Below are 17,459 nucleotides of genomic sequence, written 5' to 3'. Positions count from 1 at the left end.
GGCACGCCCCGAACCCCTCGGCACCCTTCCCCCTGCAGAAAGGCCACCACATGATCGTCCGCACCTTCGGCGAACTGGAGAACACCGAGCGGCACGTCAAGGCCGCCTCCGGCACCTGGGAGAGCAAGCGCATCGTCCTCGCCCGCGAGCGGGTCGGCTTCTCCCTCCACGAGACCGTCCTGTACGCCGGGACCGAGACCTCCATGTGGTACGCGAACCACGTCGAGGCCGTCGTCTGCACCGCCGGCGAGGCCGAACTCACCGACCACGAGACCGGGGCGACGTACACGATCGTCCCCGGGACCATGTACCTCCTCGACGGCCACGAGCGGCACACCCTCCGGGTCAAGGAGGACTTCCGCTGCCTGTGCGTCTTCAACCCGCCGGTGACCGGCCGCGAGGACCACGACGCGAACGGCGTCTACCCGCTGCTCACCGAGCCGGACGCCGCCTGAGCACCCGACGACCGACACCCCCGTACCCACGCGAAAGGACGGCATCACGATGACCACCGCTCCCGCCCGCCCCGTCGACCCGTACCCCACCCGCGGCGCCGAGGAGGCCCTCGTCTTCCGGAAGGAGCCCGTCGTCTGGTCCGAGCCCGGCACGCCCGGCCCCTTCTGGCCGCGCGAGCTGGAGGAGTACGAGCGCAACGGCTTCTTCGCGGACAAGGCCCTGGTCACCCCCGACGAGGTCGCCGAGCTCCAGGCGGAGCTCGACCGGCTGGTCGCCGACCCCCGGATCCGGGAGGACGAGCGGTCGATCGTCGAACCCCGCTCCCAGGAGATCCGCTCCGTCTTCGAGGTGCACCGGATCAGCGAGGTGTTCGCCCGGCTCGCCGCCGACCCGCGGCTCGTCGACCGCGCCCGGCAGATCCTCGGCTCCGACGTCTACGTCCACCAGTCGCGGATCAACGTCAAGCCCGGTTTCGGCGCCAGCGGCTTCTACTGGCACTCCGACTTCGAGACCTGGCACGCCGAGGACGGACTGCCCCTGATGCGGGCCGTGTCGGTGTCGATCGCGCTGACCCCGAACTTCACCACCAACGGCAGCCTCATGATCATGCCGGGCTCGCACCGCACCTTCCTCGGCTGCGCCGGCGAGACCCCGAAGGACAACTACAAGCAGTCGCTGCGGATGCAGGACGCCGGCACCCCCTCGCACAAGGCGCTCACCACCTTCGCCGAGGCGTGCGGGATCGAGCACTTCACCGGCGAGGCCGGGTCCGCCGTCTGGTTCGACTGCAACGCGCTGCACGGCTCCGGCGACAACATCACCCCCTTCCCGCGCAGCAACGTCTTCCTCGTCTTCAACAGCGTGGAGAACGCCCCCGAGCTGCCCTTCGCCGCACCGGTCCGCCGCCCCTCCTTCGTCGCCTCCCGGGACACCACCCCGATCGGCTGACCGCCCCGGCCGGCCGACCGCCCCTCCCACCCGAGACCTCCCCGCAAGGAGGAAAGGACGCCATGAACCGACCCCTGTCCCTGGACCGCCGCCGCTTCCTGACCCGCTCACTGGGCATCGGCACCCTGATCGCAGCTCCGGGATTCCTCGGCGCGTGCAGCCGGACGGAGGTGGGCAGCGGAGCCCCCGCCGGTGACGCCGACCTGCTGGAGAAGCTGCGGAAGCAGGGCCACGTCCGGGTGGGCTTCGCCGGCGAGGCCCCGTACGGCTTCCAGGACGGGGACGAGCTCGCCGGCGAGGCGCCCACCCTGCACCGCGAGATCTTCACCGCCCTCGGCATCCCCGAACTCAAGCCCACGCTGACCGAGTTCGGCGCGCTCATCCCCGGGCTGCTCGCCGGGCGGTTCGACGTGGTGAGCGCCGGCATGGCCATCACGCCCGAGCGCTGCGCCAAAGTCTCCTTCTCCGAACCGGAGTTCGTCTCCCCCACCGCGCTCATGGTGCGCAAGGGGAACCCGAAGGGCCTGAGCGACCTCGCCTCGTGCGCGGGGAAGCGGGTGCGCGTCGGCGTCCTGACGGCCGCCGTGGAAGCCTCGTACGCGAAGGAGGCGGGCGTCCCGGACGGCTCCGTGCTCCAGGTGGGCAAGCAGCAGGACGGCCTCGACGCCCTGCTCGCCGGCCGGATCGACGCCTTCGCCCTCACCGGCATCTCGCTGCGCTGGCTCGCCCGCACCAACGGGGACGCGGCCGTGCAGGTGCTGGACCCGTTCGTGCCGGTGATCGACGGCGTCAGCCAGTACAGCCCCGGCGGCGCCGTCTTCCGCAAGGGCGCCGACTCCCTGCGGAAGGCCTTCGACGACGAGCTCGCGCGGATCACCGGCGACCCGGCCCGGTACGTACGCCTGATCGGGAAGTACGGCTTCACCGAGCGCGAGGTGCCGCCGCGCACCCTGCGCACCGCGAGTCTGTGCGCGGCATGACGGAGGACGGTACGGCCATGTTCCTCTCCGAGCTGGGCCGGGCCCTGCCGTCGATCGGCGAAGGGCTCCTGGTGACGCTGGAGGCCACGCTGCTCGGCGCGGCCCTCGCGCTGCTCGTCGCCTTCGCCCTCGGCCTGGCCTCCCGCTCGCGCGCCGTCGTGGTGCGCGGCGGGGCCCGGGTCGTCGTGGAGTTCCTGCGCGGCACCTCGCTGTACGTGCAGCTGTTCTGGCTGTTCTTCGCGCTGCCGATGCTCGGCTTCCGGCTGGAGCCGATGGCCTGCGGGGTGCTCGCCTTCGGCCTCAACTACGGGGCGTACGGGGCGGAGGTGGTCCGGGGCTCGCTCGCCGCCGTGCCCGCCGCGCAGACGGAGGCCGCGATCGCCCTGGGCATGGGGCCGGGGCTGCGCCTGCGGCGGATCCTGCTGCCGCAGGCGTACGCCCTGATGATCCCGCCGTTCAAGAACCTGCTGATCCAGCTGCTGAAGGCGACGCCGCTGCTGTCGCTGGTCACGGTCGCCGATCTCACCTTCAGGATCGACCAGTTGCGCTCGGCGACCGGCGGCACGGCCGCCGCCTACCTGCTGCTGCTCCTGCTGTACTTCTGCGTCGCCGCGCTCCTGGGCGCCGGGATGAACGCGCTGGAGCGCCGGGCCAAGGCGCGCCTCGGCGTGGCGGGAGGGGGTGCCTGATGTGGGACATGGACGCGGCGCGTGCCGCGCTGCCCGTCGTGCTGTCCGGCTTCGGCGTGACCCTGCTCGCCACCGTGCTCGGGTTCGCAGTCGCGGCGGTCGCCGGCCTCGGCATCGCCCTGCTCCAGCGCTCGGGGGTGCGGTGGATCGCCCTGCCGGTCGGCGCGGCGGCCTCGTTCGTCCGCTCGACGCCGGTCATGGTGCAGCTCTTCGCCGCCTGGGTGCTCGTACCGAGCCTGAACGCGCTCACCCTCGGCGTGCTCGTGCTCGGGCTGCACTACGCCACGTACCTGTCCGAGGTGTACCGCGCCGGCATCGACGCCGTGCCGAAGGGGCAGTGGGAGGCGTGCACGGCGCTGTCCCTGCCCAGGCGGCGGGTGTGGCGGGCGGTGGTCCTGCCGCAGGCCGTACGGAAGGTGCTGCCGTCCCTCGGCAACTACGCGATCTCCATGTTCAAGGAGACGCCGTTCCTCTCGGTGATCACCGTGGACGAGATGGTCCGCGAGGCGAGCACCTTCGGTTCCACCCACTTCGCCTATCTGGAGAGCTTCACCCTGGCCGCCGCCGTCTTCCTGCTCGCGAGCTGGCCGACGTCCCTGCTCGTCCGCCGACTGGAGGCCCGACTTGCCCACTGAGACCATCCCCGACGCCGGGCAGGCGCGGGCACCGGAGAAGGTACGGTTCGCCGGTGTGACGAAACGGTTCGGGGACCACACCGTCCTCGACGGCCTCGACCTCACGGTCGCGCCCGGCGAACGCGTCACGCTGATCGGTCCGAGCGGTTCCGGCAAGACCACCATCCTGCGGCTCCTGATGACCCTGGAGCGGGTCACGGACGGCGTCGTCCACCTGGACGGGGAGCCGTTCTCGCACATGCCGTCCGGGCCGAAGGGAGCGCTCGTCCCGGCGGACGAACGCTATCTGGCCCCGCGCCGCCGGCGCATCGGGATGGTGTTCCAGCAGTTCAACCTTTTCCCGCACATGAGCGTCCTCGCCAACGTCACGGAGGCCCCCCGGCACGTCCTGGGCGTCGACGCGGACGAGGCCGCCGCCCGCGCCCGGGACCTGCTCGGCATGGTCGGCCTCGACGGGATGGAGGACGCCCACCCCACGCGGCTCTCCGGCGGCCAGCAGCAGCGCGTCGCCATCGCGCGGGCCCTGGCCATGCGGCCGGACCTGCTCCTCCTCGACGAGGTGACCTCGGCGCTCGACCCCGAACTGGTCGCGGAGGTCCTGGACGTCCTCCGGGACGTCGCCGCCGGCACCGACATCACCATGCTCTGCGTCACCCACGAGATGGGCTTCGCCCGGGACGTCTCCGACCGGATCCTGATGTTCGACGAGGGCCGCGTCCTGGAGACCGGCCCGCCGGCGGAACTCCTCGACGCCCCGGAGCACGAGCGGACGCGGACGTTCCTCCGGTCGATCAGGTGACGGTGCCGCTCCCGCCCCGGCGGTCCGGTGTGCTGTCCCGTACGACCGGCATCGCCGGAAGGAGCAGGCCGGAGGCCGGCCCGGTGGTGCCGCCCTCGACCACGGCGATCAGCCGGTCGACGAGCGCGTGGGCGATGCGGGCCAGCGGCAGGCGGACGCTGGTGAGGGAGGGCTGGAGGAGCGTGCCGACCGGCATGTCGTTGAAGCCGGTGACGGCGACGTCGGTGCCGACGCCCAGCCCGGCCGCCCTGACCGCCTGGTAGGCGGTCAGGGCCAGCCAGTCGCTGGCGCAGACGAGGGCCGTGGGGCGGTCGGGTCCGCTCAGCAGGCGCTGGAGCGCCTGCGAGAGCGCCGCCGGGTCGTCGTCGGGGACGCCGACCTCGAAGGCGCCGCCGGGCGCGTCCGCCGCAGCCCTGAGCAGGCCCGCCCTGCGGTCGGCGAGCCAGGGCAGGGACGCGGCGGAGTTGACGTAGCAGATCCGGCGGTGGCCCTGGGCGAGGAGGAGCCGGACCAGTTCGGCGGTGGCCTCCGCTGAGTCGATGTCCACCCAGTTCTGCGGGCGGCCCGGAGCCGTACGGCCGAAGGCGGCGAAGGGGAAACCGGCCTCGGTGAGGACGTCGACGCGGGAGTCGTCGTGGACGACGTCGGAGAGGACGAACCCGTCGACCTGGCGGGCGGCGATCAGCCCGTGGAAGGACTTGGCGACCGCTGCCGCGCCCTGGTCGGGGTCGCAGCGGAAGAGCAGCACGCGGTGGCCCACGGCGTCGGCCGCGCTGACGAGCGCCTGGAGGAAGCCGCCCATCAGGGGGTTGGGGTCGACGGGGTTGTCGGCGGGTGCGGGATAGCCGATGACCTTGCGGGTGCCCGTGCGCAGGCTGCGCGCCGACTGGTCGGGCTGGTAGCCGAGCTCCTCGATGGCGGCGGTGACCCGGGCGAGCGTGGTCGCGCGCAGCCGGTGGGGGGCGTTGAGGGCGTTCGAGACGGTCTGGCGGGACACCCCCGCCGTCCGTGCGACGTCCTCGATGGTCACCTGTCGAGCGGTCATCGTTCCTCTGTGGGCGGTGGTCGGCGGGCTGCGGGGGCGGACGGGCCCCCGCGGCCCGCCGTCGTTCATGCCTCGCGGGTGAGGGTGAGCAGTCCGCCGGTCGGTACGGTCACCGGGTTCACCCCGGCGACGAGGTCGAGCACGGTCTCGGACAGGATCTCACCACGGCAGTCCTGGACGAGCGCGAGGGCCCGCTCCGGCCGGACGGCCACGAGGAGGACCACCGGGTCCTCGTCCGCGTTGGCGACGAGCACGGTCGCCGGCCCGTCCCGCTCGGGGAGGGCGACGGGCAGGGGCGCGTAGCGGGCGATCACCTCGGTGTGCTCGTCCCCGGCGCGGACCAGGGGGTAGCCGAGGTCGGGTCGGGCGGGTTCCAGCGTGCCCGTCTGGAGGACGTCGGCGTGACGGCGGAAGATCCCCAGCCAGAAGCGCAGGGTGGCGAGCTGTTCCGGGGTCTGGGCGTCGAGGTCGACGGAGATCTGCGGGACGGAGAAGAGGGCGTTGACGAGGTGGACGGCGACCGCCTCGGGCGTCTCGGTGGCATGCCACATGATCATGTCGGCGTGGACGGCGAGCGGGCCTGCCGTGAGCCGGCAGTCGACCGTGCGCTGGCGGTTCTCGGCGGGGCTGAGCGGGCAGTCGGTGGCCCGGACCATGGTGGCGTACGGCCACAGGCCGGGACCGACGTACGGCTGCCGGTGCTCGACGATCACGTCGGGCCGGGTACGGCGCAGCCGGGCGTCCAGGTCGGCGAGCAGCCTGCGTACGCCCTCGTGGACCGTGGCGTGGTCGGCGCCGGGCGGGGCGGGCGGGGGGTCCGCGACGGCGAAACGGTCGAGGAAGTCGAGCTTCACCCCGTCCGTGCCCCACTCCTCGACGGCGCGGGCGACCTTGTCGGTGAGGTAGGCGCGCACCTCGGGGTGGCGCGGGTCGAGCACCGCCGCGTCCAGGCGGGGTTCCTCGCGCAGGACGAGGCCCTTGAAGCGGTCCCAGGCGTCGTTGTGGCGGCCGATGAACGGCAGCGCGTACCAGAGGAGGTGGGCGAGGCCGAGGCGGTGGACCTCGGCGACGTGGGCGGCGGGATCGGGGAAGGCCGTGGGGTTGGGCTCCCAGTCGCCGCAGTGCCCGTAGCCGCGGGTGCGGTCCGAGGTCTGCCAGCCGTCGTCGACGATGACGCTCTCGCAGCCGAGCGCCGCGGCCAGGGCCGCCTGGCGTTCGACGGCGACGGCGTCGACGTTCTGGTGGAGGCTGTACCAGGTGGAGTAGGCGGGCATCCGGGCGGCCGGGGCGACGCCGGGGTGCCGCGTGCCCTCGGCCCACCAGTCGGTGACGTCCCGCAGGGTGGCCGCGAAGTGCCGGCCGCTCAGGTCGATGCGTACGGTGAACGGCGGCCCGTCCGGGGTCAGTTCCCGCTCGACGGTGAACGCGAACTCGCCGGTCTCCTCGACCACTCCGGCTCCCACACGCACGGGCTCCGCCGCCTCGCCGGCCGCGGCGGTGCACAGGGCCCGGTCGCCGGTGCCGACGAGACTGGCGACCGGGGCGCCGGAGGCGAGCGACACGGTCCGGGGTGCGGCCCAGGAGGGCGGGAGCCAGCGGGAGGCGTCCGTGTCCGGGGTCCAGTAGGCGGTGGCCCCGGCACAGGGGACGCGCCATTCGGCGCGCACGGTGACGGGTTCCGCCGCCGTGACCTCGACCAGGGCAACGCCGTCGGCGACCCTGGTGACGCCCGGCTCCCACCGCTCGCCACCGTGTCCGGTGAGGTGGACGACGAGCGGGGCGCCGGTGGGGAGGCGCAGACCGGTGGGGAGCGGGCGGTCCATGGTGGGGACGTCGGCTCGCGCGGAGGCGGGGGTGGAGGCGGTGATGAGGGTGGGGGTGTTGGGGCGCCAGACGGAGACGGGCTGGGGGGTGGTTGCTTCCGGGGTGGGGGTGTCCGGGGTGGGGGTGTCCGGGGTGGGGGTCACGGCGGTCACTCCTTGGTCGCTCCGGCCAGGAGGCCGGAGATGAACTGGCGTTGCAGGACGAGGAAGAGGGCCATCACCGGGACGGCCGCGATGGCGCTCGCGAGGAGCACCTGGGCGTAGTTCGTGGTCGACAGGCCCTGGAGGGTGGCCGTGGCCACGGGGAGCGTGTACATCTCCGGGCTGCGCAACGCGATCAGCGGCCAGACGAACTGGTTCCAGCCCCCGAGGAAGACGAACAGCGCGAGGGCGGCGATGATCGGCCGGTTGACGGGGATGACGATCCGCCACAGCACCCGCAGTTCGCCGGCACCGTCGACACGGGCCGCGTCCAGGAGTTCGTCGGGCATGGACCGCAGGGCCTGCCGCATCAGGAAGATCCCGAACGGGGTGACGAGACCGGGCAGCACGACGGACTGGTACGTGTCGATGAGCCCGAACTCCATCATCATCTGGAAGATCGGGATCAGCATCACGGTGTCGGGGATGACCAGGGTGCTGAGCAGCAGCACGAAGAACAGGTTCCGTCCCCGGAAGTCGAACTTGGCGAAGGCGTACCCCGCCAGGACCGAGACGACGACGGCTCCGGCGGTCTGGACGCCCGCCACCACGACGGTGTTGACGAGGACCCGGGTCAGGCCGATGGACTCCTGGAGCCCCTGGAGGTTCTCCATCAGGTGTCCGCCGGGCAGCAGTTTCGGCGGCCAGGAGAACACGTCCCTGTCCTTCTGCGTGGCGGCCATCGCGAGCCAGTAGAAGGGGCCCACGCAGAGGCCGAAGGCTCCCGCGAGCGCGAGGGTGAGCAGAAGGCCGCGGGGGCTCTTGGTGGGTTTCCTGGCGGGAGTCCTGGTGGGAGTCCTGGTCCTGGATCCCGTCCTCCGGGTACCAGGCAGGGTTCCCGTCGGAGATCCGGTCCGGGATCCGGTCGGAGTTCCGGTCGGGGTTCCGGTCGGGGTTCCGGTCGGGCTTCCGGTCGGGCTTCCGGTCGGGCTTCCGGTCGGGCTTCCGGTCGTCATCGGCGCTCTCCCATCAGGCGCACCTGGAGGATGCCGAGCACGGAGACGATCAGCGCGAGTGCGTAGGCGAGGGCGGAGGCGTATCCGAAGTCGAAGTACTTGAAGCCGTTGTTGTAGAGGTACATGGTGACCGTGAGGGTGGAGTTGTCGGGGCCGCCGCCGGTGAGGACGTACGGCTCGTCGAAGAGCTGGAGCGTGCCGATGGTGGAGAGCACCACCGTGAGCAGGAGGATCGGCCGCAGCTGCGGCAGGGTGACGGCGAAGAAGCGGCGCACCGGGCCCGCGCCGTCGACCATGGCGGCCTCGTACAGCTCCTTCGGGATCCCCTGGAGTCCGGCGAGGTACATCACCGCGTTGTAGCCGGTGTAGTGCCAGGTGATGACGAGGACGACGCCGACCCGGGCCCAGAAGGGGCTGCCGAGCCAGTTCACCGGATCGACGCCGAAGAGGGAGAGGATCCAGTTCAGCAGTCCCGCGTCACGGTTGAGGATGACGGAGAACATGACGCCGGCGGCGACCAGGCCGGTCAGCGAGGGCATGAAGACGCCGAGCCGCCAGAGCGGCCGCAGCAGGACCTTGGACGAGTTGAGGCCGAGGGCGACGAGCAGCGCGAGCCCCAGCATCAAGGGCACCTGGACGACCAGGATGAGGGCGGTGTTCCTGAGCGCGGTCCAGAACAGCGGATCGGCGAGCAGCCGTTCGTAGTTGGCGAGTCCGGAGAACCGTGCGGCGTCGCCGCTACCCGTGGTGAGGCTGATCCAGAACGACGCGGCGATCGGGTACGCCTTGGAGACGGCGAAGCCGAGGACGGCGGGCATGATCAGCAGGTACGGGAACGAGCCTCGCGTCAGCAGCCCGCGCCTGCGGTCGGATGGGGCGAGGGACATCGTCAGGCCGCCTGCTGCCGGCCGGTCTGCTGGGCGAGCTGCTTCGCCGCCGCCTTCAGCGCCTCGGCAGGGTCGGCGCCCTTGACCAGGACCTGGCTCTGGGCGTCGCTCGCGAGCTTCAGGGCCCGGCTGTAGTCGCCGGTGAAGTTGGTCGCGTCCGCGCCGGCACCGAGGGAGTCCACGAAGGTGCGCAGCACCCGCTGGCCGCCGTAGAAGGGGTGCGGCGCGCTGAACTTCGGGTCCGTGTAGGCCGACTTGAGGGCGGGGAAGACACCGCCGGACGCGAACATGCGGTTGATCTCGGCCGGCTTGGTGAGCGCGTACTCGACGAAGCGCCAGGCGGCCTTGCGGCGCTTGCTGGTGGCGGAGACGGTGAGGTAGGTCGAGTTGACAATGGCGCTGCGGCCTCCGCCCGGGACGGCGGCGGGCGGCGGCATGACACGCCACTTGCCGCTCTGGGCGGGGAACTTGGTCGCCAGGTACTCGACGGCCCACGCCGGGTACGGGGCGGTGGCGAGCTTCCCCTGGCCGACCAGGCGCTTCCAGGTGCCCTGACCCGCCGTGTCGGCGAGGAGCCCGGCGTCGTCGAGCCGCTTGATGACCGTCAGGGCCTGGACGGCCTCGTCGGAGGCGAGCGTGACCCTGCCCTCTCGGTCGAAGTAGAAGGCTCCCTGGAGCTGCATCAGGTTCTGGAAGAAGTCCATGTCCTGGGTGGTGCCCGGCTTGTCGAGGCCGAGCAGCTGCGCGCCGGTCGCGGCGCGCACCTGCGGCCCGGCCGCGATCAGGTCGTCCCAGCTGGTGAGGGAGGCGGGGTCGACGCCCGCCTTCTCGAAGTAGTCGTGCCGGTAGAACAGCCCCAGGGGATTGACCTCCCAGGGGAGAGCGCGCACGGTTCCGTCCTTGCCGAGGACGGTCGGCCACAGGCCGTCGGCGAAGGCGTCCTTGTGCCGGTCCGCGCCCAGCACGGACAGATCGGCGAGACCCTGGGGGAACTTCTCCAGGTAGCCGGGCAGGTAGTCGACGCCGATGTGGAGGACGTCGGCGAGACCCTTGCCGCCGGAGGCGAGACCGACGGTGATCTTGTCCCAGATGGCGGGGTTGCCGAGGTCCTGGACGTCGACCTTGATGCCTGGGTTGTCTCTCTCGAACGAGGGGACGACTCCGCGCAGTGCCTCGGCGGCGGTGGTCCAGCTCCATACGGTGATCTGCCCGCTGTCGCCGTCGGCGCCCGAGGCACCGCCGTCCGCGTCCCCGCCGCCCCCGCAGGCGGACAGGCCGAACGCGGCGGCGGAGGCGGTCGCGATGTGGAGTATCTGGCGGCGGCTCAGGTGGTGGGACACGTCTGCTCCTGGGGTCGGGGGGTGTCGCTGTGGGCGGGGACGGGGGTGGAGGGGGTGTCCCTCTGGGTGCGGGTGTGGGTGTGCGTGGGGGCGGGGGTGTCCCTGTGGGGGCGGGTGTGCGTGGGGGCGGGGGTGTGCGCGGGGGTGTCGGTGGCGCGCTCGGCTATGCCGGTGGCGCCTTCCGTCGTACTGCCGCTTCGGGTGGCGCCTGCGGTGGTCGTACGGGGGGCGGCCGCGCGGGCGGCGGGCGGCTCGGGCGTGCCGGCGGGACGGGGGCGGCGGAGGAACGAGTCGAGCGCCTCCGCGAAGAGATCCGTCGCCTCGGCCGGGGTCGAGGCGTGGGGTGAGAGCCGGATCCACTCGCCGCGGCGTGTGGTGATCACCCCGGCCGCCTCCAGGGCCCGGTGGAGGGCGGCGGGGTCGTGGCCGGGCAGACGGAAGGTGCCGATACCGGCCCGTTCCCGCTCCCCCAGCCCGTCCAGCAGCACCTCGGCACCTGCCCGTCGCGCCCGGTCGAGCAGCGCGGCGAGGGTGGCCCGGACGCGGGCTCCGACGGCGGCCGGGCCTCCCCGGTCGGCCAGGACGTCGAGGACCGCGCCGAGCGCGGCGGCGGCCGAGAGGTCCGGATTGGTGATGCCGTACGCGGCGGCACCCGGCAACGGCGGCGACGGATGCCGCGCGGCGAAGGGGTCCGCCGCTCCGGCCCAGCCGCCGATCCCCGGGCCCAGCCGCCCGGCGCAGCGGTCGCGGATCAGCAGCAGCGCGGCGCCCCACCCGGCCCGCAGCCACTTCTGGCCCCCGCTGACGAGAATGTCGGCGGCGTCGGACTCCAGCGGGACGGCGCCGACCCCCTGGATGGCGTCGACGATCAGCAGCCGGTCCGGCCCGAGGATCTCCTTGAGCGCGGCGAGCGGAGCCATGTGCCCGGTGAACGAGTCGACGGCGCTGACGGTGAGTGCGACGACGTCGGGCGTGAGGTGGCGGCGGAGGAGGTCGGGAGTGATGTGGCGCCGTCCGTCCGGTTCCAGCAGGCGTACGCCGGGACCGCCCCGGCCGACGAAGCGGAGCCAGGGGTAGACGTTGGCGGGGAACTCCTCCCGGGGCACCAGCACGGTGCCGGGTCCGCGCAGGGCCGCGGCGGCCGAGAACAGGCCGTGGCTGGTCGAGGGGGCCAGCGCGATCTCGTGGGGCTCCGCTCCGAGGAGCCGGGCCGCCGAGCCGCGGGCGGCGTCACCGAGGGCGAAGAGGCCGTCGAGGTCGGCGGGGTCGAGCCGGCCGGCCAGGAGCGCCGCGTCGCCGAGCGCCGCCGCGGCCTCGGGAGCGAGCGGGCCGACCCTGGCGTGGTCGAGGTAGCCCACCGAGGGGCCGGTGGCCGGACCAGCACGCCACTGAATTTGATCGTTCAAAATACGACCCTCACAAAGCCAAGAGCATGGCATCCCTGGGAATTTGAAGGTTCACATTAGAGAGGTCGAGGCTCCCCGGCAAGAGTTCACGCAGGGGGAAGGACGAGGTGCGGGGTCCTCGTCCCGCGCTCAGAATGACGCCGAACGGAAGAAAGGGAAAAACGTGACGTCCCCACCGCCGCCGTCCGGCCCTCCGTCAGTCCCTCCCTCCGGCCCGCCGACAGGCCCGCCCTCGGGTCCGCTGTCCGGCGCGGCCACGCGCCCCGGCGTCTCAGGGCCCCCTCCCGCGCCACCGCACGACGGCTCCGGAGGAGGCGGCGAAGGCGGCGGGGGCGGTCCGGGCGGCGGTGCGGGTGGCGGAGACGGCGGCGGCCCCGGCGGCAGGACCCCGTGGTGGCGCTCGGTACCGAAGGTGGCCGCGCTGGCCGCCGCCGTCGTGGCGGCGGTCGCGCTCACCGTGGTGCTCGTCAGCCGTTCGGACGACAAGGGCGACACCGCCGGGACGGGCGGCACCGGGGAGGTCTTCCTGCAGAACACCTCCGCCTCCGGCCCCGACCCCTTCACCGCCTCCACCGCCCGCACCGACAGCGCCTCCGGCACGGCCTCGCTGCCGCCGCGGACCGGCGCGGCGGAGACGGCGACGCCGCAGGTCTCCGGCTCCACGCCGGGCCTGTACGGCGGCACGCGCGCGACGGCGAGCTGCGACGTCGAACAGCAGGTCCGCTACCTGTCCGCCGAGCCCGCCAAGAACGCCGCCTTCGCCGAGGTGCTCGGCCTGGAGCCGAACGCCGTCCCCGGCTACCTCCGCTCCCTCACACCGCTCCAGCTCCGGGTGGACACCCGGGTGACCAATCACGGCTACAAGGACGGGGCCGCCACCTCGTACCAGGCGGTGCTCCAGGCGGGGACCGCGGTCCTCGTCGACGGCCGGGGCGTGCCTCGGGTGCGGTGCGCCTGCGGCAACCCGCTGACCGAGCCGGTGGCCCAGCAGCAGCCGCGCACGACCGGCACGCCGTGGCCGGGCTACGACGCCTCCCAGGTCGTCGTCGTGGCCCCGTCCGTGACGGTGGTGAACGTGTTCGTCGTGTACGACCCCGAGGACGACGCCTGGTTCGCGCGGAAGCACGGCGACACGGGGCGGCAGGACAAGCCGACCCCGCCGCCGCCCCGGCCGACGCCGACCACGACGTCCGCGTCGCCGTCGACCTCGCCGTCCGTCACCCCGAGCACGACCTCGCCGACGCCGTGCGTGACGGTGACCGGCGACGAGACCCCGGCTCCGCGCGACGGCGTGACGCCGTCGCCGTGCCCGTCCACGCTCTCGCCGACGGCGACGACGTCCACGCCGACTCCCTCGACCCCGTCGAGCCCGCCGACGGACACCTCCTCGCCCTCCACCGACGCCCCGCCGGACTCGCCGTCCGACTCGCCCGCGGACCCGCCGTCCGACTCACCGCCGGACAGCCCCGGGAGCACCACCGACGGCGCCACGGACACGACGACCGGCGGCACGACCGACGGCACGACCGACGGCTCGGCCGAGACGACAGGCGCGACGGACATGGGTCCTGGACCCGGCCGTCAGCCCGTGGCCTGACTCCCCCGCCGGGCGCGGAGGAGCCGGCCGGCGTCCTCCGTCGTCCGGGCGGCGGGCCGGTGGGTCCGGAGCGTAGCCCGCAGCGTGCGCAGCCAGGTCCCCACGGGCAGCGGCCTGGCGCCCCCCTCCTCGGCGTGCCGCTGCCACTGCCGCTCGTCGCGGTCGGTGAAGTGCGTGTGGCTGCTCATCCTCGTAACCCTCTCGGTCCTTGGTCGGGAAGGTGGCCGCGCTGCGCACTCGCGAGAAGCGCACCAGGCCACTGACGAGGAGTCTGTAGCCTTATTGGCCTGGACAGCAGAGCCAATAAGGAGTGATTGGCATGGCAGAAGGCCGTGTGGTCCACACCGCGGACCGGACCCTGTCGGGCCGCCAGCTCGCCTCGCTGCTCACCCCGCCGCCGGAGGGGCGGTTCGGCTACCGCGAGCTGGCGCGCGCGGTGCGCGAGGCACTGCTCGACGGGCGGGTGGCGCTCCGGCTGCGTCTGCCCGCCGAGCGGGAGCTCGCGCAGGTCCTGGAGGTGAGCCGGACGACGGTGACGGGCGCGTACGACCTGCTGCGGGAGAGCGGATACGCGCACAGCCGGCGCGGCGCGGGTACGTGGACGGCGCTTCCCGACGGGCAGACGCCGACCGCGCTGGGCCTCTACCCGGAGGCGACGGACGAGGTGATCGACCTGGCGCTGGCCTCGCCACAGGCGCCGCGGGAGCTTACGGAGGCGCTGGCCGAGGCCGCGGCGGAGCTGCCGCGGTTCGCGGGCGCTCCGGGCTACCACCCGTACGGCCTGCCGGAGCTGCGGGCCGCGGTGGCGGAACGGTACACCGCTCGGGGGCTGCCGACCCGGCCGGAGCAGATCCTGGTGACGACCGGGGCCCAGCAGGCGCTGTCGCTGGTGCTCGCGCAGTTCGGGCGGCCGGGCGACCGGGTGCTGGCCGAGAACCCCTCGTACACCAACGCCCTCGACGCCATGCGGGGCCGGGGGATGCGGGTGACGCCGGTGCCGGTCACCGAGAGCGGGTGGGACACCGGGCTCGTGGACGCCGCGCTGCGGCAGACCGCGCCTCGGCTCGCGTACCTCATCCCGGACTTCCACAACCCGACGGGGCGGCTGATGCCGCGCGAGCAGGGCCGGGAGCTGGCACGGGCGGCACGGGCGACGGGGACCTGGCTGGTGGTGGACGAGACGCTCACCGACATGGCGCTCGACGTGCCGGCGCCCGCGCCGTTCGCGGCGGCGGCCGGGGCCGGCGCCGGGGAGCAGATCGTGTCGGTGGGTTCGCTGAGCAAGAGCTGCTGGGGAGGGATGCGGGTCGGCTGGGTGCGGGCGTCGGCGCGGGTGATCACGGAGCTGACGCGGACGCGGGTCACCGCCGACCTGTCGGGTTCGGTGCTCGACCAGCTGGTGGCGGTGGCGCTGATGCGGCGGCTGGAGCCGATCGTCCACGCGCGCGTGGCGGAGCTGAGGCGGCGGCGTGAGGCGCTGGGCCTGGCGCTGGCCCGGCACCTTCCGGAGTGGCGGTGGTCGGAGCCGCCGGGCGGGATGTGCCTGTGGATCGACCTGGGCCGGCCGGTGGCGACGCAGCTGGCGGCGCGGGCGCTGCGGCACGGGGTGCGGGTGGAGGGCGGTGCGCGGTTCGGGGTGGATCCCGGCACGCACGAGCACCGGCTGCGGATCCCTTACACGCTGCCGGAGGAGGTGTACGAGACGGCGGCGGAGCGGCTGGCGGCGGCCCTGGAGGGAGCCCCGGGGCGCTTCTCGGATCCGGCGCTGCCGGAGTGGGTGGCCTGACGGGCGCCGCGCGCGTGGCACCGGAATATCCGGATGCCGCGGCGGCGGACATACCTGTACGGTCCAACGAGTGGAACCGTTGACTGAGAAAGAGATCCGTTCGTCGTTCGTGAACGCGACGAAGGGCGACGCCGCACGGCTGAAGCTCCCGCTGGACTTCGCCGAGACGCCGTGGGAGGACCTGGACTTCCTGGGGTGGGTGGATCCGGGGGCGCCGCTGCGGGCCCATCTGGTGGTGCCCCGGGAGGACGGCCCGCTGGGTGTGTCCCTGCGCGTGCCTGCGGCGGGCCGGACCAGCGCCCTCAAGACGAGCATGTGCCAGATCTGCCTGACCCCGCACGCCTCGTCGGGTGTGACGCTGCTGGCGGCCCCGCTGGCGGGACCGCGCGGCCGGGAGGGGAACACGGTCGGCGTGTACATCTGCGCCGATCTGGCGTGCTCCCTCTACCTGCGCGGCAAGCGCGTCCCCAAGCTGCGCGGGCTGCGCCACGAGGAGACGCTCTCGGTGCAGGAACGGGTGACACGTGCCATCGAGAACCTGGACGGGTTCCTCGCGCGCGTGACCGCGGGCTGAAGCCCGGGGCGGCCCGGCCGGGCCGCCCCTCGCGGCCCCTCAGGCGGTCAGCGGAACGCCTGCTCGCCGGTGAGCGCCTTGCCGATGACGAGGGAGTGCACCTCGCTGGTGCCCTCGTAGGTGAGGACGGACTCCAGGTTGTTGGCGTGCCGCAGCACCGGGTACTCGAGGGTGATGCCGTTGGCTCCGAGGATGGTCCGGCACTCGCGGGCGATGGCGATGGCCTCGCGCACGTTGTTGAGCTTGCCGACGCTGATCTGCTCGGGCGTGATCTCGCCCGCGTCCTTGAGGCGGCCGAGGTGGAGGGCGAGCAGCATGCCCTTGCCGAGCTCCACGGCCATGTCCGCGAGCTTCTGCTGGGTGAGCTGGTACGAGGCGAGGGAGCGATCGAAGACGGTGCGGTCCTTCGCGTAGGAGATCGCGGTCTCCAGGCAATCGCGGGCGGCGCCGAGTGCGCCGAAGACGATGCCGAAGCGGGCCTCGTTGAGACAGCCGAGCGGTCCCGAGAGCCCCCGCGCACCGGGCAGCATCGCGTCGGCGGGGAGCCGGACGTCGTCCAGGACCAGTTCGGCGGTCACGCTGGCCCGCAGCGACAGCTTCATCTTGATCTCGGGGGCACTGAAGCCGGGGGTGCCGGCCGGGACGAGGAAGCCGCGGACGCCTTCCTCGGTGCGGGCCCACACCACGGCGACGTCGGCGACGGAACCGTTGGTGATCCACATCTTGGTGCCGTTGAGGATCCAGTCCGACCCGTCCCGCTTGGCGTTCGTCCGCATCGCGCCCGGGTCGGAGCCGGCGTCGGGCTCCGTCAGGCCGAAGCAGCCGATGTACTCACCCGCCGCCATCTTCGGCAGCCACCGCTGCTTCTGCTCCTCGGAGCCGTACTTCCAGATCGCGTACATCGCGAGCGAGCCCTGCACCGAGACGAGGGAGCGCAGGCCCGAGTCGACCGCCTCCAGCTCCATGCAGGCCAGGCCGTACGCCACCGCACTGGTCCCCGCGCAGCCGTACCCGTCCAGGTGCATGCCCAGCACCCCCAGATCGCCGAGCGTGCGGGCGAGTTCGCGCGCCGGGACCTCCCCCTTCTCGAACCATCCGGCGACGTGCGGGCGCAGTTCGCGGTCCGCGACGGCCCGGACGGTGGCCCGGATCTCCCGCTCCTCGTCGCTGAGCAGACCGTCGACGGCGAGGAGGGCCAGGGGGTGGGTGGCGGCGGACGAGGGGGTGGACGGCGAGGACTTCACGGGCGGCCTCCTGGGCGGCTGTGACGAGGGTGCGTGCTCGGCGTGGCGTGCCGAGCGTAGCCGCAGATTGGATTTTGGATCCAGTATTGAAAA

The 17,459-nt window shown here is 73.1% G+C and carries 17 protein-coding genes; 9 read left to right on the top strand and 8 right to left on the bottom strand.

Features of this window, described 5'->3' with window-relative positions:
• Positions 1 to 50 precede the first annotated feature (50 nt).
• The 6 genes from ACFYT9_RS24715 (at position 51) to ehuA (ending at position 4,507) form a co-directional block, all read left to right on the top strand.
• Positions 51 to 455, top strand: a complete 405-nt coding sequence (locus tag ACFYT9_RS24715) for an ectoine synthase (RefSeq protein ID WP_376602325.1) — start codon at positions 51 to 53, stop codon at positions 453 to 455.
• A 49-nt stretch (positions 456 to 504) separates the two neighbouring features.
• The gene (gene thpD / locus ACFYT9_RS24710) at positions 505 to 1,404 is read left to right on the top strand and encodes an ectoine hydroxylase (protein WP_387271210.1); all 900 of its coding nucleotides are present in this window, start codon (positions 505 to 507) and stop codon (positions 1,402 to 1,404) included.
• A 62-nt stretch (positions 1,405 to 1,466) separates the two neighbouring features.
• Complete coding sequence (gene ehuB, locus ACFYT9_RS24705; RefSeq protein WP_387271208.1) at positions 1,467 to 2,384, top strand: ectoine/hydroxyectoine ABC transporter substrate-binding protein EhuB; 918 nt, start codon at positions 1,467 to 1,469, stop codon at positions 2,382 to 2,384.
• Entirely contained in the window at positions 2,381 to 3,073 is a 693-nt protein-coding gene (ehuC, locus tag ACFYT9_RS24700) for an ectoine/hydroxyectoine ABC transporter permease subunit EhuC (protein WP_376602328.1), read from the top strand. The genes ehuB and ehuC overlap by 4 nt, the downstream gene beginning before the upstream one ends.
• Complete coding sequence (gene ehuD / locus ACFYT9_RS24695; protein WP_376602329.1) at positions 3,073 to 3,708, top strand: ectoine/hydroxyectoine ABC transporter permease subunit EhuD; 636 nt, start codon at positions 3,073 to 3,075, stop codon at positions 3,706 to 3,708. The genes ehuC and ehuD overlap by 1 nt, the downstream gene beginning before the upstream one ends.
• Positions 3,698 to 4,507 carry an ectoine/hydroxyectoine ABC transporter ATP-binding protein EhuA gene (gene ehuA, locus ACFYT9_RS24690; protein WP_376602330.1) on the top strand — a complete coding sequence of 270 codons (810 nt, stop codon included), beginning with the start codon at positions 3,698 to 3,700 and terminating at the stop codon, positions 4,505 to 4,507. Before ehuD ends, ehuA begins: the two co-directional genes overlap by 11 nt.
• Here the strand turns inward: ehuA and ACFYT9_RS24685 are convergent.
• The 6 genes from ACFYT9_RS24685 to ACFYT9_RS24660 all read right to left on the bottom strand — a co-directional run bounded on the left by ACFYT9_RS24685 (position 4,500) and on the right by ACFYT9_RS24660 (position 12,165).
• Positions 4,500 to 5,552 carry a LacI family DNA-binding transcriptional regulator gene (locus ACFYT9_RS24685; protein ID WP_389167274.1) on the bottom strand — a complete coding sequence of 351 codons (1,053 nt, stop codon included), beginning with the start codon at positions 5,550 to 5,552 and terminating at the stop codon, positions 4,500 to 4,502. The two genes, ehuA and ACFYT9_RS24685, sit on opposite strands and share 8 nt — an antisense overlap.
• A gap of 65 nt (positions 5,553 to 5,617) precedes the next feature.
• Positions 5,618 to 7,519 (bottom strand): glycoside hydrolase family 36 protein, encoded by a 1,902-nt coding sequence (locus tag ACFYT9_RS24680; RefSeq protein WP_389167271.1) that lies wholly within the window; start codon positions 7,517 to 7,519, stop codon positions 5,618 to 5,620.
• 5 nt (positions 7,520 to 7,524) lie between these two features.
• On the bottom strand, positions 7,525 to 8,259 hold the full coding sequence (locus ACFYT9_RS24675) for a carbohydrate ABC transporter permease (RefSeq protein WP_389167269.1): 735 nt from the start codon (positions 8,257 to 8,259) through the stop codon (positions 7,525 to 7,527).
• A 269-nt stretch (positions 8,260 to 8,528) separates the two neighbouring features.
• Complete coding sequence (locus ACFYT9_RS24670) at positions 8,529 to 9,419, bottom strand: carbohydrate ABC transporter permease (RefSeq protein WP_389167266.1); 891 nt, start codon at positions 9,417 to 9,419, stop codon at positions 8,529 to 8,531.
• Between the two features lie 2 nt (positions 9,420 to 9,421).
• A complete protein-coding gene (locus ACFYT9_RS24665; RefSeq protein ID WP_389167264.1) occupies positions 9,422 to 10,759 on the bottom strand; it encodes an ABC transporter substrate-binding protein in 1,338 nt (445 codons plus the stop codon).
• Positions 10,744 to 12,165, bottom strand: a complete 1,422-nt coding sequence (locus tag ACFYT9_RS24660; RefSeq protein ID WP_389167261.1) for an aminotransferase class V-fold PLP-dependent enzyme — start codon at positions 12,163 to 12,165, stop codon at positions 10,744 to 10,746. Before ACFYT9_RS24660 ends, ACFYT9_RS24665 begins: the two co-directional genes overlap by 16 nt.
• Before the next feature lie 163 nt (positions 12,166 to 12,328).
• Between ACFYT9_RS24660 and ACFYT9_RS24655 the strand changes: the two genes are divergently transcribed.
• Positions 12,329 to 13,762, top strand: coding sequence for a DUF6777 domain-containing protein (locus ACFYT9_RS24655; RefSeq protein WP_389167259.1), 1,434 nt, complete (start codon positions 12,329 to 12,331; stop codon positions 13,760 to 13,762).
• On the opposite strand, the gene ACFYT9_RS24650 is transcribed toward ACFYT9_RS24655, so the two are convergent.
• The gene (locus tag ACFYT9_RS24650; protein ID WP_376602248.1) at positions 13,747 to 13,950 is read right to left on the bottom strand and encodes a hypothetical protein; all 204 of its coding nucleotides are present in this window, start codon (positions 13,948 to 13,950) and stop codon (positions 13,747 to 13,749) included. The two genes, ACFYT9_RS24655 and ACFYT9_RS24650, sit on opposite strands and share 16 nt — an antisense overlap.
• A 131-nt stretch (positions 13,951 to 14,081) precedes the next feature.
• On the opposite strand from ACFYT9_RS24650, the gene ACFYT9_RS24645 reads away from it, so the two are divergent.
• Positions 14,082 to 15,548 (top strand): PLP-dependent aminotransferase family protein, encoded by a 1,467-nt coding sequence (locus tag ACFYT9_RS24645; protein WP_387271189.1) that lies wholly within the window; start codon positions 14,082 to 14,084, stop codon positions 15,546 to 15,548.
• 70 nt (positions 15,549 to 15,618) lie between these two features.
• Positions 15,619 to 16,122: an FBP domain-containing protein gene (locus tag ACFYT9_RS24640; RefSeq protein ID WP_389167256.1), complete on the top strand. Its 504-nt coding sequence runs from the start codon at positions 15,619 to 15,621 to the stop codon at positions 16,120 to 16,122.
• A gap of 47 nt (positions 16,123 to 16,169) precedes the next feature.
• Here ACFYT9_RS24640 and ACFYT9_RS24635 read toward each other — a convergent pair whose 3' ends face one another.
• Positions 16,170 to 17,321 (bottom strand): acyl-CoA dehydrogenase family protein, encoded by a 1,152-nt coding sequence (locus tag ACFYT9_RS24635; protein ID WP_387271290.1) that lies wholly within the window; start codon positions 17,319 to 17,321, stop codon positions 16,170 to 16,172.
• Positions 17,322 to 17,459: the final 138 nt, after the last annotated feature.

It is taken from the genome of Streptomyces sp. NPDC004435 (genome assembly GCF_042873895.1).
In the GTDB taxonomy this organism is placed as follows: Bacteria; Actinomycetota; Actinomycetes; order Streptomycetales; family Streptomycetaceae; genus Streptomyces.
Note: the sequence above shows the minus strand (reverse complement) of the source record. Positions and strands in the feature narration are given on the sequence as shown.